General features: G+C 70.8%; 11 protein-coding genes and 2 tRNA genes. 12 read left to right on the top strand and 1 reads right to left on the bottom strand.

Features of this window, described 5'->3' with window-relative positions:
- Positions 1–30: 30 nt before the first annotated feature.
- From dnaN to ACGF4F_RS22680, 4 genes are read left to right on the top strand one after another with little or no spacing between them, the layout of a single operon-like run.
- Positions 31–1,164, top strand: a complete 1,134-nt coding sequence (dnaN, locus tag ACGF4F_RS22695; protein WP_357434427.1) for a DNA polymerase III subunit beta — start codon at positions 31–33, stop codon at positions 1,162–1,164.
- 39 nt (positions 1,165–1,203) lie between these two features.
- Complete coding sequence (gnd, locus tag ACGF4F_RS22690; RefSeq protein ID WP_393080002.1) at positions 1,204–2,082, top strand: phosphogluconate dehydrogenase (NAD(+)-dependent, decarboxylating); 879 nt, start codon at positions 1,204–1,206, stop codon at positions 2,080–2,082.
- 16 nt (positions 2,083–2,098) lie between these two features.
- Positions 2,099–3,232: a DNA replication/repair protein RecF gene (gene recF / locus ACGF4F_RS22685; RefSeq protein ID WP_357434429.1), complete on the top strand. Its 1,134-nt coding sequence runs from the start codon at positions 2,099–2,101 to the stop codon at positions 3,230–3,232.
- Positions 3,233–3,254: 22 nt separating this feature from the next.
- Positions 3,255–3,851, top strand: coding sequence for a DUF721 domain-containing protein (locus tag ACGF4F_RS22680; protein ID WP_393080242.1), 597 nt, complete (start codon positions 3,255–3,257; stop codon positions 3,849–3,851).
- A gap of 146 nt (positions 3,852–3,997) precedes the next feature.
- On the opposite strand, the gene ACGF4F_RS22675 is transcribed toward ACGF4F_RS22680, so the two are convergent.
- Entirely contained in the window at positions 3,998–4,552 is a 555-nt protein-coding gene (locus ACGF4F_RS22675; protein ID WP_357434430.1) for a hypothetical protein, read from the bottom strand.
- Positions 4,553–5,168: 616 nt separating this feature from the next.
- On the opposite strand from ACGF4F_RS22675, the gene gyrB reads away from it, so the two are divergent.
- The 8 genes from gyrB to ACGF4F_RS22635 all read left to right on the top strand — a co-directional run bounded on the left by gyrB (position 5,169) and on the right by ACGF4F_RS22635 (position 13,551).
- Positions 5,169–7,115 carry a DNA topoisomerase (ATP-hydrolyzing) subunit B gene (gene gyrB, locus ACGF4F_RS22670; protein WP_357434431.1) on the top strand — a complete coding sequence of 649 codons (1,947 nt, stop codon included), beginning with the start codon at positions 5,169–5,171 and terminating at the stop codon, positions 7,113–7,115.
- A gap of 130 nt (positions 7,116–7,245) precedes the next feature.
- On the top strand, positions 7,246–9,771 hold the full coding sequence (gene gyrA, locus ACGF4F_RS22665) for a DNA gyrase subunit A (RefSeq protein ID WP_357434432.1): 2,526 nt from the start codon (positions 7,246–7,248) through the stop codon (positions 9,769–9,771).
- A 3-nt stretch (positions 9,772–9,774) separates the two neighbouring features.
- Positions 9,775–10,692, top strand: a complete 918-nt coding sequence (locus ACGF4F_RS22660; RefSeq protein ID WP_393079997.1) for a DUF3566 domain-containing protein — start codon at positions 9,775–9,777, stop codon at positions 10,690–10,692.
- Between the two features lie 137 nt (positions 10,693–10,829).
- Positions 10,830–10,903: transfer RNA gene (locus ACGF4F_RS22655), tRNA-Ile, on the top strand.
- Between the two features lie 42 nt (positions 10,904–10,945).
- Complete coding sequence (locus ACGF4F_RS22650) at positions 10,946–11,074, top strand: DLW-39 family protein (protein ID WP_241825427.1); 129 nt, start codon at positions 10,946–10,948, stop codon at positions 11,072–11,074.
- Between the two features lie 43 nt (positions 11,075–11,117).
- Positions 11,118–11,193, top strand: a tRNA-Ala gene (locus tag ACGF4F_RS22645).
- Positions 11,194–11,773: 580 nt separating this feature from the next.
- Complete coding sequence (locus tag ACGF4F_RS22640) at positions 11,774–12,295, top strand: SigE family RNA polymerase sigma factor (RefSeq protein WP_357434435.1); 522 nt, start codon at positions 11,774–11,776, stop codon at positions 12,293–12,295.
- A complete protein-coding gene (locus tag ACGF4F_RS22635; RefSeq protein WP_393079993.1) occupies positions 12,292–13,551 on the top strand; it encodes a hypothetical protein in 1,260 nt (419 codons plus the stop codon). Before ACGF4F_RS22640 ends, ACGF4F_RS22635 begins: the two co-directional genes overlap by 4 nt.
- The last annotated feature ends 130 nt before the right edge of the window (positions 13,552–13,681 follow it).

Raw genomic sequence — 13,681 nt, 5'->3', positions numbered from 1 at the left:
GTTGTCGCTGACGTCGACGCGGAGGCATTGATGAAGTTCCGAGTGGAGCGCGACGCGCTCGCCGAGGCGGTCGCGTGGACCGCCAAGAGCCTGCCCAACCGACCCTCCGTACCGGTGCTGGCCGGAGTGATGCTCCGGGTCACCGACGGCAATCTCCAGGTCTCCGGTTTCGACTACGAGGTCTCCAGCCAGGTCACCGTCGAGGTGCAGGGCGACGCCGACGGCGCCGCGCTGGTCTCCGGCCGCCTGCTCGCCGAGATCACCAAGGCGCTGCCGGCCAAGCCGGTGGACATCGCCGCCGTCGGTGCCCACCTGGAGCTGGTCTGCGGCAGCGCCCGCTTCACCCTGCCGACCATGCCGGTCGAGGACTACCCGGCCCTGCCGGAGATGCCGGAGAGCGCCGGCACGGTCGACGCCGCCGCCTTCGCCGCCGCGGTGGCCCAGGTGGCGGTCGCCGCCGGCCGGGACGAGACGCTGCCGATGATGACCGGCGTTCGCATCGAGCTCTCCGGCAGCACCCTGGCGATGCTCGCCACCGACCGCTACCGCCTCGCGCTGCGCGAGATGGAGTGGAACCCGGACGACCCCGAGGTGAGCCTCAACGCGCTGGTGCCCGCCCGGACCCTGCACGACACCGCGAAGGCCCTCGGCCCGCTCGGCGGCCAGGTGACCATGGCGCTGTCCCAGGGGGGCGCGGGCGAGGGCATGATCGGCTTCTCCGGTGGCACCCGCCGCACCACCAGCCGGCTGCTCGACGGGGCCAACTACCCTCCGGTCCGCTCGCTCTTCCCGGCCAGCCACAACGCCGAGGCCCGGGTGCCGGTCAGCACGCTGATCGAGGTGGTCAAGCGGGTCGCGCTGGTCGCCGAGCGGACCACGCCGGTGCTGCTGAGCTTCAGCGCCGATGGCCTGGTCGTGGAGGCCGGCGGCACCGAGGAAGCCCGGGCCAGCGAGGCCATGGAGGCCACCTTCACCGGCGACGCGCTCACCATCGGCTTCAACCCGCAGTACCTGATCGACGGCCTGGCCAACCTCGGCGCCCAGTACGCCCTGCTCTCGTTCGTCGACGCCTTCAAGCCCGCGGTCCTCTCTCCCGCGGGTGAGGATGGCGAGGTCATCCCGGGGTACCGGTACCTCATCATGCCGATCCGCGTGTCCCGCTGATCGCGCCCCAGCAAGACAGACGTACGGAGGTAGGAGCAGATGCAGCTCGGCCTGGTAGGACTCGGCCGGATGGGCGGCAACATGCGGGAGCGGTTGCGCGCCGCCGGCCACGAGGTGGTCGGCTACGACCGCAACGCGGAGCTGAGTGACGTCGCGAGCCTCGCGGAACTGGCCGAGAAGCTGGAGTCGCCCCGTGCGGTCTGGGTGATGGTCCCGGCCGGAGTCACCGACGCCACCATCGACGAGCTCGCCGGCGTCCTCGCTGAGGGCGACATCATCATCGACGGCGGCAACTCCCGGTTCAGCGACGACGCCCCGCGCGCCGAGCGCCTGAACGAGCAGGGCATCGGCTACGTCGACGTCGGCGTCTCCGGCGGCGTCTGGGGCCGGCAGAACGGGTACGCCCTGATGGTCGGCGGCGCCCAGGAGCACGTCGAGCGGCTGATGCCGATTTTCGAGGCGCTCAAGCCGGCGGGTGAGTTCGGCTTCGTGCACGCTGGCCCGGTCGGCGCCGGCCACTACGCCAAGATGGTGCACAACGGCATCGAGTACGGCCTGATGCACGCGTACGCCGAGGGCTACGAGCTGCTGGCCAAGTCGGAACTGGTGACCAACGTGCCGGGCGTCTTCAAGTCCTGGCGCGAGGGCACGGTGGTCCGCTCCTGGCTGCTCGACCTGCTCGACCGGGCGCTGGACGAGGACCCGGAGCTGGCCGAGCTGAGCGGCTACACCGAGGACACCGGCGAGGGCCGCTGGACGGTGGACGAGGCGGTCCGGCTGGCCGTGCCGCTGAACGTCATCGCCGCCTCCCTGTTCGCCCGGTTCGCGTCCCGCCAGGACGACTCGCCCGCCATGAAGGCCGTCGCCGCGCTGCGCCAGCAGTTCGGCGGGCACGCCGTCGTCCGTCGCGCCAGCTGACCGGTATCCACCGCCTGTGTACGTCCGCCGGCTCGAACTTGTCGACTTCCGCTCGTACGAGCGGGTCGGCGTCGACCTGGAGCCGGGCCCGAACGTGCTGATCGGCCCCAACGGGGTCGGCAAGACCAATCTGGTCGAGGCGCTCGGCTACGTGGCGACCCTGGACTCGCACCGGGTCGCCACGGACGCCCCGTTGGTCCGGATGGGCGCCGCCTCGGCGGTGATCCGTTGCGCCGTGGTGCACGAGGGCCGGGAGCTCCTGGTCGAGCTGGAGATCGTCCCCGGCAAGGCCAACCGGGCTCGGCTGGGCCGGTCACCGGCCCGGCGCGCCCGGGACGTGCTGGGCGCGCTGCGGCTGGTGCTGTTCGCCCCCGAGGACCTGGAGCTGGTCCGCGGCGACCCGGCCGAGCGCCGCCGCTACCTCGACGACCTGCTGGTCACCCGGCAGCCCCGGTACGCCGGGGTGCGCGCCGACTACGAGCGGGTGGTCAAGCAGCGCAACGCCCTGCTGCGGACCGCGTACCTGGCCCGCAAGACGGGCGGGTCGCGGGGTGGGGACCTCTCCACCCTCGCGGTCTGGGACACCCATCTGGCGCAGCACGGGGCCGAGCTGCTCGCCGCCCGGCTGGAGCTGGTCGCCGCGCTCGCCCCGCACGTGGCCAAGGCGTACGACGCGGTGGCCGCGGGCAAGGGCGCGGCGGGGATCGCCTACCGGCCGTCGGTGGAGCTGACCGAGCCGACCACCGACCGTACGGTGCTGGCGGACGCGCTGCGCGCCGCGCTGACCGAGAACCGGTCGGCGGAGATCGAACGCGGCACCACGCTGGTCGGCCCGCACCGCGACGACCTGGCTCTCACCCTCGGCCCGCTGCCGGCCAAGGGGTACGCCAGCCACGGCGAGTCCTGGTCCTACGCGCTGGCCCTGCGCCTCGCCGGGTACGACCTGCTGCGCGCCGACGGCATCGAGCCGGTGCTGGTGCTGGACGATGTCTTCGCCGAGCTGGACGCCGGCCGCCGGGAGCGGCTGGCCGAGCTGGTCGGCGGTGCCAGCCAGCTCCTGGTGACCTGCGCGGTCGACGAGGACGTGCCGGCGGCCCTGCGCGGCACCCGGTACGCGGTGGGCGAGGGGACGGTGCGCCGTGTCGGATGAGGTCCAGCTTCCGCCGGCCCGGCTGGGGCCGGGACGCGGCGGGCGTACCCCCGAGGACGGCCGCGGTGCGGACGGCGCCGCTGGTGTCGAGTCGGGCGCTGCGGGCGATCTGCCGGCCGGGGCGTCCGGGCCGGAGCTGGCCCGGGCGGTGCTGGACGCGGCGAAGGCCCGCCGGCAGGCAGCTGCCACTAACCGCCGGCGCAGCGCGGTACGCGGGGACGGGGAGCGGCGGCTGCGCGGTTACTCCGGTCCCGGACCGGATCCGCGCGACCCGCAGCCGCTCGGTGCGGTGCTGGACAAGCTCGTCAAGGCGCGCGGCTGGCAGCAGCCGGCGGCCGAGGCGACGGTCTTCGGCGCCTGGGAACGCGTGGTCGGGCCGGAGGTGGCGCAGCACAGCCGGCCGGTCAAGCTCGAGGACGGCGAGCTGACCGTGGAGGCCCGCTCCACGGCGTGGGCGACCCAGCTGCGGCTGCTTGCCGGCTCACTGCTTCAGCAGATCGCCCGCGAGGTCGGTCACAACGTGGTGCGCAAGCTCCACATCCACGGCCCGGCCGCGCCGTCCTGGTCGCGCGGCCCGCGCCGGGTCCGCGGCCGCGGACCCCGCGACACTTACGGCTGACCGTCCGGCGGCCCGGGTCGACGGCCACCTCGCCGAGGTGGCGGCTTCCGAGCGCCGCCGACCCCGCCGCTTCGCCGACCTGCGGACATCCGGCCGAGACCGATCCCCTCCCCGGGGAGGGGATCGGTCAGGGGAACAGGCGTCGGTCAGGCGTCGGCGTAGACGGCGAAGCCGCGGTCGGCGCAGCGCCGGTAGAAGGCCGCGAGCACGCCCAGCTCGGCGCAGGTGAAGTTCCACTGCGGCGGGTCGCCGTTCTCGTCGCGCAGCCGGTCGAGCCGGCTGTCCAGCCAGCGCAGCTGCTGCTCGGCCAGGCGGCCGTCGCCCAGCAGCGACCGGAGCACCTCGCTCACCGACTCGAAGGTCACCGCCTCGCCGATCGGCCGGTGCCGGGCGACGAACTTCTCCAGCCCGTCGGCGATCCAGGAGCAGCCGTCCGGGTCGATCACCGGGTCCTCGTCCTCGGCCGCGTTCTCCGTGGCGTAGAGCACATTTTCCAGGCCGAGGATCAGGTCGACCAGCTCGGTGTACGCGGTCGCGCGTACCGTGCCGGTCTTGGCGATCAACTCGGCGAGCGCCGCGGTGGGGGCGGAGATTCGTGGCAGGTCCACGATCTCGCCGAAGTCGACGAACTCGGCCGGCGCGACCGGGTCGTAGAAGCGGCCGGTCCGCGGCCAGTGCACCGCGACGTTGTCCAGCCCCATCTGGCGTCACCTCTTACCAAGCGCGTTGTCGGACCGATCGGGTCGATCGTCCCGGTTCCGTCCGCCAAAGATCAAGACCGCTGCGGCGGCGCCGCAAAGGTACGGCACGGCGGGGCCCGCCGCGACCCCCGGTCGGTTACGCGCCGGTACCGATGGGATGGCACCCTGGATCGGGGCGCAGCGACGCTTCAGCTCGACTGGCGGCCACGATCCGGCCTCCGGTGCCCCCGACCGAATGAAGGCCGGCCTGAAGCCCCGCCGCGACCGGAAGCCGTCGTTGGTGTGTAGGGGGAGTCGCGGACGACGCGATTCGGCCGGCTACGGAGTTCTCAGCCGCCGCGCAGGGGTGCCGAGTGGCGGTTTAGTCGTGCGCGCAGAGTAAGATTGACGGCGAGACGAAAAACCCGACACGGAGCGACGGACAGGGGCCCGAGGGCCCTTGATCATTGTCCCGGATCGGGTCGAGCCGATCGCGATCCGCGGGCGACCGCGGCGCCCGGCGCACGCGATCCGTGACCTGGAGATCCGGGGACCGGTACGTGCGCCGACGTCGCGTGCTGTCCGCCGAACCCGCGCCCCGCGCCCTGGCGTGGTCGGTGCGAGAAAGTGGCCGAGGGTGGCAGCGGAGGACAACAAGAAGTACGGCGCCGAGTCGATCACCGTTCTCGAGGGGCTGGAGGCGGTCCGGAAGCGGCCCGGTATGTACATCGGCTCCACCGGCGAACGCGGTCTGCACCACCTCGTGTGGGAGGTCGTCGACAACGCGGTGGACGAGGCGCTGGCCGGATACTGCGACACCATCGACGTGGTGCTGCTGGCCGACGGCGGCGTACGGGTCACCGACAACGGGCGTGGCTTCCCGGTCGACCTCCACCCGAAGCTGAAGAAGCCGGGTGTCGAGGTCGCGCTGACCGTGCTGCACGCAGGCGGCAAGTTCGACGGCAAGGCGTACGCAGTCTCCGGTGGTCTGCACGGCGTCGGCGTGTCCGTGGTGAACGCCCTCTCCACGAAGATGGCGGTGGAGATCCACAAGGACGGCTTCGTCTGGCGGCAGCAGTACCACCACTCCAAGCCGACCACGCTGGAGAAGGGTGAGCCGACCGACCGCACCGGCTCGGCGGTCTCCTTCTGGCCCGACCCGGACGTCTTCGAGACCGTCGACTTCGACTTCCAGACCATCTACCGGCGCCTGCAGGAAATGGCCTTCCTCACCCGTGGCCTCACCATCCACCTGCTCGACGAGCGGGTCGAGGAGACCGAGGAGGGCAAGCCGCGCGAGGTGACCTTCCATTACGAGGGCGGTATCGCCGACTTCGTCCGGCACCTCAACGCGTCGAAGACCCCGATCCACAAGACGGTGGTCGAGTTCGGCGCCGAGGAGGAGGGCATGTCGGTCGAGATCGCCATGCAGTGGAACGAGTCGTACGGCGAGTCGGTCTACACCTTCGCCAACAACATCAACACGCACGAGGGCGGCACCCACGAGGAGGGCTTCCGGGCCGCGTTGACCAGCGTCGTCAACCGGTATGGCGCGGACAAGAAGCTGCTCAAGGGCGACGAGAGGCTCTCCGGCGAGGACATCCGTGAGGGGCTGGCCGCGATCATCTCGGTCAAGCTGACCAACCCGCAGTTCGAGGGCCAGACCAAGACCAAGCTGGGCAACACCCCGGTGAAGAGCTTCGTGCAGCGGGTCTGCAACGAGTCGCTGGTCGACTGGTTCGACCGGAACCCGGCCGAGGCGAAGATCATCATCACCAAGGCGTCCCAGGCGGCCCGCGCCCGGATCGCCGCGCAGCAGGCGCGGAAGCTGGCCCGGCGCAAGTCGCTCCTGGAGTCCGGCTCGATGCCGGGCAAGCTGGCCGACTGCCAGTCCACCGACCCGCGCGAGTCCGAGGTCTTCATCGTCGAGGGTGACTCGGCGGGCGGCTCCGCCAAGCAGGGCCGCGACCCGCGTACCCAGGCGATTCTGCCGATCCGCGGCAAGATCCTCAACGTGGAGAAGGCCCGGATCGACCGGGTGCTGAAGAACAACGAGGTCCAGGCGCTGATCACCGCGCTGGGCACCGGCATCCACGACGACTTCGACATCGAGAAGCTGCGCTACCACAAGATTGTGCTGATGGCCGACGCGGACGTGGACGGCCAGCACATCCAGACGCTGCTGCTCACGCTGCTGTTCCGGTTCATGCGGCCGCTGGTCGAGCTGGGGCACGTCTACCTGGCCGCCCCGCCGCTCTACAAGATCAAGTGGAACAAGAAGGGCGACGACGCCCAGTACGCGTACTCGGACCGGGAGCGGGACGGGCTGATCGCGCTGCGCCAGCAGAAGAAGCCCAACGCCAAGCCGGACGACATCCAGCGGTTCAAGGGTCTCGGCGAGATGAACTACCCCGAGCTGTGGGAGACCACGATGAACCCGGCCACCCGTACCTTGCGCCAGGTGACGCTCGACGACGCCGCAACCGCCGACGAGCTGTTCAGCGTTCTGATGGGTGAGGACGTCGAGGCACGCCGTTCGTTCATCCAACGCAACGCCAAGGACGTGCGGTTCCTGGACATCTGACGGGTCCGGCCGGGCCGGCCGGAGATCCACCGGCCGGCCCGGCGGTCCACAGAGTTATCCACAGTCTGGCCGGTTTCCACAGCCGTTATCCACAGCACGAACACGACTCTGAGTCTGATAAGGGTTAACAGTGACCGATACTCCCGAGTCCACCCCGAACGAGCCGGAGACCCCGGAGACACTGGCCGCGGTCGTCGCGCACGACCGGATCGAGCCGGTCGGCCTCGAGGTCGAGATGCAGCGCTCGTACCTCGACTACGCGATGAGCGTCATCGTCGGGCGGGCCCTGCCGGACGTCCGGGACGGGCTCAAGCCGGTTCACCGCAAGATCCTCTACGCCATGTTCGACTCCGGCTACCGGCCGGACCGCGGCTACGTGAAGTGCTCCCGGGTCGTCGGCGACGTGATGGGTCAGTTCCACCCGCACGGTGACTCGGCCATCTACGACGCGCTGGTCCGGATGGCGCAGCCCTGGTCGCTGCGCTACCCGCTGGTCGACGGCAACGGCAACTTCGGTTCGCCCGGCAACGACCCGGCCGCGGCCATGCGGTACACCGAGTGCAAGCTCGACCCGCTGGCCATGGAGATGCTGCGGGACATCGACGAGGACACCGTCGACCTGCAGGACAACTACGACGGCCGGGCCAAGGAGCCCACGATCCTGCCGTCCCGCATTCCCAACCTGCTGATCAACGGCTCCGAGGGCATCGCGGTCGGCATGGCCACCAAGATCCCGCCGCACAACCTGCGGGAGATCGGCGCGGCGGTGCAGTGGTGCCTGGAGCACCCGGAGGCCGACGAGCCCACCACGCTCGAGGCGCTGCTGGAGATCGTCAAGGGCCCGGACTTCCCGACCTACGGTCTGATCGTCGGCCAGGCCGGCATCCAGGACGCGTACCGGACCGGGCGCGGCTCGATCCGGATGCGGGCCGTGGTCGAGGTCGAGGAGGACAAGCGGGGCCGCCCGGCGCTGGTGGTCAGCGAGCTGCCGTACCAGGTCAACCCGGACAACCTCGCCGAGCGGATCGCCGAGCTGATCAAGGAGGGCAAGCTCGGCGGCATCGCCGACATCCGCGACGAGTCCTCCGGGCGTACCGGCATGCGGATCGTCCTGGTGCTCAAGCGCGACGCGGTCGCCAAGGTGGTGCTGAACAACCTCTACAAGCACACCCAGCTCCAGGAGACCTTCGGCGCCAACATGCTGGCGCTCGTCGACGGCGTGCCGCGCACGCTCAACCTGGCCCAGTTCATCCGCTACTACGTCGAGCACCAGATCGAGGTCATCCGCCGGCGGACCGCGTTCCGGCTGCGCAAGGCGGAGGAGCGGGCGCACATCCTGCGCGGTCTGGCCAAGGCTCTCGACGCGCTGGACGAGGTGATCGCCCTGATCCGGCGCTCGCCCACGGTCGAGGACGCCCGCCAGGGCCTGATCCGGCTACTGGAGATTGACGAGGTCCAGGCGACCGCGATCCTGGACATGCAGCTGCGCCGGCTGGCCGCCCTGGAGCGGCAGCGGATTCTCGACGACCTGGCCAAGCTCGAGCTGGAGATCGCCGACCTCAAGGACATTCTGGCCAAGCCGGAGCGGCAGCGGAGGATCGTCTCCGAGGAGCTGGGCGAGATCGTCGCGAAGTGGGGCGACGACCGGCGCACCAAGATCGTGCCGTTCGACGGCGAGGTCTCGATGGAGGACCTCATCGCCCGCGAGGACGTCGTCGTCACCATCACCCGCACCGGGTACGCCAAGCGCACCAAGGTCGACCTGTACCGCTCGCAGCGGCGGGGCGGGAAGGGCGTCAGCGGCGCCACCCTCCGTCAGGACGACATCGTCAGCCACTTCTTCGTATGCTCTACGCACGACTGGATCCTGTTCTTCACCAACAAGGGTCGGGTCTACCGGGCCAAGGCCTACGAGCTTCCCGAAGCCAGTAGGGTGGCCAAGGGCCAGCACGTGGCCAACCTGCTCGCGTTCCAAGCGGACGAGCAGATCGCGCAGATCATCGAAATTCCGAACTACCAGGTGGCGCCCTACCTGGTACTGGCCACGAAGAACGGCCTGGTGAAGAAGACGCGGCTCGAGGAGTTCGACTCCCCCCGGTCAGGCGGCATCATCGCGATCAACCTGCGCGATGAGGACGAGCTGGTCGGTGCTGCCCTGGTGAGTTCGACGGACGACCTGCTGCTGGTCTCCAAGAACGCTCAGGCCATCCGCTTCAACGCCACGGACGAGGCGCTGCGCCCGATGGGCCGCGCCACCTCCGGTGTCATCGGCATGCGGTTCAGCGACGACGACGAACTGCTGGCCATGGAGGTCGTCCGCGAGGGTATGGACATGGACGTGCTGGTCGCGACGAACGGCGGATACGCGAAACGTACCCCGATCGAGGAATACCCGGTCCAGGGCCGGGGAGGTAAGGGCGTGCTGACTGCGAAGATCACCGAGCGACGTGGCGGTCTGGTCGGAGCTGCGGTGATCAGCCCCGACGACGAACTCTTCGCTATCACCAGCAACGGGGGCGTCATCCGGACTCCGGTGAAGCCTGTACGCCGTACGCGTGATCGGAACACAATGGGGGTCAAGCTGATGGACCTCCCGGACGGCGTGACTATCGTGGCAATTGCTCGCAATGCCGACGAGCCTGACGAACAGGACTAGTTGATGACGGAGACACAGGCGAAGTCGGGGAACACGGGGGCCTCGGCCAACCCGGTCGACGAGGAGGCCGCGCAGGGCGGTACACCAGCGTCGGGCCGGGCGGCCGTGGGCCGGGCCACGGTCCCCGCCGACGCGCCTGCCCCGAAGTTCACCCGGGCCCCCGGCATGGCACCCCCGCCGGACAAGCCCGGGGAGGACTCGGGGACGAGCGAGAAGGCCGAGAAGGCCCCGGTCGACGCCCCGACCTCCGCCGACGGGCCGGCCGGGCCGTCGGTCACCACGGCGAAGCCCGGCACCACCCAGGCGATCAAGACACCGGGTACGGGCCGGCCGTCGCCCGGGACTCCCGGCACCCCGCCGAAGGTGGGCGCCGGTCTCGGCACCGCGCCCAAGCCGTCGCCGGACGGCGCCCGCGCCGGCGCCGCCGGCCGCCCCGCCAACGGTGGTGGCCTGCCGCCGAGTATCAGCGGTGCGGCCGCCGTCGGGGCCGCGCGCGTGGGTGAGGCGGTACGCGCTGCGCGTACCTCGGTCAGCTCGGCCGCGTCGCGCGGACCGCGCCGGGCCCGGCTGAACCTCAAGCGGATCGACCCCTGGTCGGTGATGAAGTTCGCGTTCGCGGTCTCGGTGGTGCTCTTCATCGTGGTGGTCGTCGCCACCTCGGTGCTCTATCTGGCCCTGGACGCGATGGGCGTGTTCAAGAGCGTCAACGACAGCCTGACCGACCTGGTCAACGCAGGTGGCGGCTCGGGCGGCTCCGGCGGCTTCCAGATCACCGCCAAGGGCGTGATCCTGAGCTCCGCGCTGATCGGCCTGGTCAACGTCGTGCTCTTCACCGCGCTCGCCACGCTGGGCGCGTTCGTCTACAACGTCTGCGCCGACCTGGTCGGCGGGATCGAGCTGACGCTCGCCGAGCGGGACTGACTCCGACGACGCCGGGGCACCGCGTAATGCGGTCGCCCCGGCATCGCATATCCGGGTAGGTTCTTCATTGGCGCGGCGCACCGGCCCCCGATTTGGGACCGGAGGCGGCGATGGGTTAACCTTGCTCGTCGCTACGCGGGGCTATAGCTCAGTCGGTTAGAGCGCAGAGCTGATAACTCTGAGGTCGCTGGTTCGATTCCAGCTAGCCCCACCGCACATCGTCCGACGATAGTCGAGCGCGAGGGGTCGGCCCATGTTCAAGAAGCTCCTGATCCTGGTCGGCGTGGTCGGGGTGGCCGCCGTGGTGGCCAAGAAGGTGAAGGCGGCGAACGACGAGCGCGCTCTGTGGCACGAAGCGACCACCGCGCCTGACCTGCGCTGAGCGTTCCCTCCGACTGCCAGCACCGGGCGACTCCGCCCGCCTCGGGGCCCTAGCTCAACTGGCAGAGCACTGCCTTTGCAAGGCAGGGGTTAGGGGTTCAAGTCCCCTGGGCTCCACCATCTCCACTCCTCACCTGCGGTTTCTTAACCGGCATGATCGACTAGCGCAACGGCAGTACAGATCAGGCTTGATCTTGGATTGAGAGCGCCGCCCGTAGGGCCGCTCCCGACGATGCCGCGCGGTCGGTCCCGCTTCGGCCACCAGTGCACGTATGTCTCCAGCGTGATCCGCAGCGTCTTGTGCCGGAGCGTCCGTTGGACCTCCTGCGGCTCGGCGTGGTTCGTGATTAGCGTCGTGGCGAAGAAGTGCCGAAGCGCGCCTGATCGTCGCTGATCACGGTCACCTCAAGCGCCGGCTAAGACCGATGCGCGGCCGGCCGGCAGCTTGATCGGTATGGCCAGCGAGGCGAATGCGTACCCGAACGGGGGTCCACCACCCGCAGGTCCCACTGCGCGACGCACTCCGCCAGTTGGTCCGGCAGCACCGCCCGCCAGGGCCGGCCCGCCGGGATCTGGTCGGTCCACCGAAGGCTCTCAGGGATCTTCCATCCGGCCATCCTCGGGCCCTTTTCCATGATCGCGTACAACCGTTTCCGGCACGGTGCCGTCTGGAACAAGTGAACCCCAGGGAGGTAGCCGGATGCCGGACGCATCGGACCAGGAATACGTCGAGTACGTCACGGCGCGCCTGCCGGCGCTGCGGCGGCTCGCGTACGGACTCTGCGGCGACCGCGACCTGGCCGACGACCTGGTGCAGGAGACCGCCACGCGGCTCTACCTGCGCTGGGCGCGGATCGCTGAGGTCGAGCAGCTCGACGCGTACGTCCGGACGGTGCTGGTCCGGCACTTCCTGGACACCCGGCGGCGCGGCTGGTGGCGGGTGCACCTGTTCGGCGGGCCACCCGACGTGCGGTCCACCGAGGACCGGAGCGTCGAGGAGCAGACCGTGCTGCGCGACGCACTGGCCAAGGTGCCGCCCCGCCAGCGAGCGGTGCTGGTGCTGCGTTTCCTGCACGACCTGCCAGTGGAGGAGGTGGCCCGGACGCTGGGCTGCTCGCCCGGCACGGTGAAGAGCCAGACCTCGCACGGTCTGGCGGCGATGCGACGGCTGCTCGGGGACCGCGAGATGGCCGGCCGGACCGGAAAGGAGCGGTGGGCATGAGGACCGATGACGAACACGTCGCCGACCGGCTGCGGTGGCTGGACGACGAGCCGCCCGGCCCGCCCCGGATCGACCTGCCGGGGGCGATCCGGGAGGCCCGCCGGCGGCGGCGCAACCGCCGGGTGGCGGCGGCCGGGGTGGCCGCGCTGGGTGTGCTGGCGATGGCCGCGCTGCCGGCGGCGCTGGGCGGGGACGGGCGGGCGGCGCCTGCGCCGGCCGCGAGCCCCAGCCCGTCGATGCCGTTGCCGGAACCGCGGCCGACCGGCCCGTGGCAGGGGGTGTGCACGGCCACACTGCTGCCTGTGCCGGGCGATCCACGGGCCGCGGTCACCGGCGGTGACCCGGACGGCCGGTGGCTGTTGGGCCGTCGGGCCCCGCAGGGGCAGGGTCGCATGGATTTCGGCCTGCTGATCTGGGAGGGGGACCGGGTCCGCGAGGTCGAGCTGCCGGGCTCGATGCAGAAGTTGACGGATGTGAACCGGGCAGGCCTGGCTGTGGGTTCGTCGTTAGGGGCCGGCAACGAGGGGCGGGCGTGGGCGGTGCGCGACGGCGAGGTCATCCGCCTGCCCGGGGGAACGGCCGAGGGCGCGACGGCCGTCAACGACGCTGGCCGGATCGTCGGCTACCGCAGCCTGGGGGCTCCCTGGGAGCCGGGGTTCAAGCAACTGCCGGTGGTCTGGGACTCGTACCAGAGCCGGCCGGTCGACCTGCCACTGCCCGGCCCGCAGTGGGAGGGCACGGCTATCGACATCGACGAAGACGGCACCATCCTGGGCGCGATGTCCGACGGGCACCCCGACAAGCCCACCCGCGCGGTGGTGTGGCGTCCGGGCGCCGCCCGGCCGGAGGTGCTGCCGCTGCCGCAGGTGCCCGGCGGGAAGGCCGACCGGTTCCTGCCCCTGTCGTTGGCCGGTGGCTGGGTGACCGGCACCGCCGAACGCGACACCAAGGTGGTTCCCCGGAACGGCATACCCCGCTACCCGGTGCGGATCGACCTGCGGACCGGGCAGGCGGACGTACTGAAGGGCGTCCTCTGGGCCGGGACCGGCAACGGTCGGGGCTGGATGGCCGGTTGGGTCTCCGATGACGTCCCCAGCGTGATCACGGACACGAGGTCGGTGAAACTGCCCATGCCGGACGGCTGGCGCGGCCAGCGGCAGGGCGCGGTGACCAGTTTCAGCGACGACGGTCGGGTGCTCGGCGGGAAGCTCGAGTCCGACGACCAGGTCCGGCCGGTGCGCTGGACCTGCCGATGACCGGTCCGGGGGCGGTCCCGCACCGCCCCCGGACCGGAGCCATTCAGCGCGGCCGGCGGATGTCGCCGTACGCCCGGTGGGCGAGACCGTCAATTGGGCGGAAGCCGGTCGGCAGGGGCGTTCGGGTCTG

Source organism: Micromonospora sp. NPDC047740, from assembly GCF_043204735.1.
Taxonomy (GTDB): domain Bacteria; phylum Actinomycetota; class Actinomycetes; order Mycobacteriales; family Micromonosporaceae; genus Micromonospora.
Note: the sequence above shows the minus strand (reverse complement) of the source record. Positions and strands in the feature narration are given on the sequence as shown.

Coding starts and splice junctions, on each gene's coding strand:
- dnaN (WP_357434427.1), top strand. CDS start 31: ATGAAGTTCCGAGTGGAGCGCGACGCGCTCGCCGAGGCGGTCGCGTGG.
- gnd (WP_393080002.1), top strand. CDS start 1,204: ATGCAGCTCGGCCTGGTAGGACTCGGCCGGATGGGCGGCAACATGCGG.
- ACGF4F_RS22675 (WP_357434430.1), bottom strand. CDS start 4,552: ATGGGGCTGGACAACGTCGCGGTGCACTGGCCGCGGACCGGCCGCTTC.
- ACGF4F_RS22660 (WP_393079997.1), top strand. CDS start 9,775: ATGACGGAGACACAGGCGAAGTCGGGGAACACGGGGGCCTCGGCCAAC.
- ACGF4F_RS22650 (WP_241825427.1), top strand. CDS start 10,946: ATGTTCAAGAAGCTCCTGATCCTGGTCGGCGTGGTCGGGGTGGCCGCC.
- ACGF4F_RS22640 (WP_357434435.1), top strand. CDS start 11,774: ATGCCGGACGCATCGGACCAGGAATACGTCGAGTACGTCACGGCGCGC.
- ACGF4F_RS22635 (WP_393079993.1), top strand. CDS start 12,292: ATGAGGACCGATGACGAACACGTCGCCGACCGGCTGCGGTGGCTGGAC.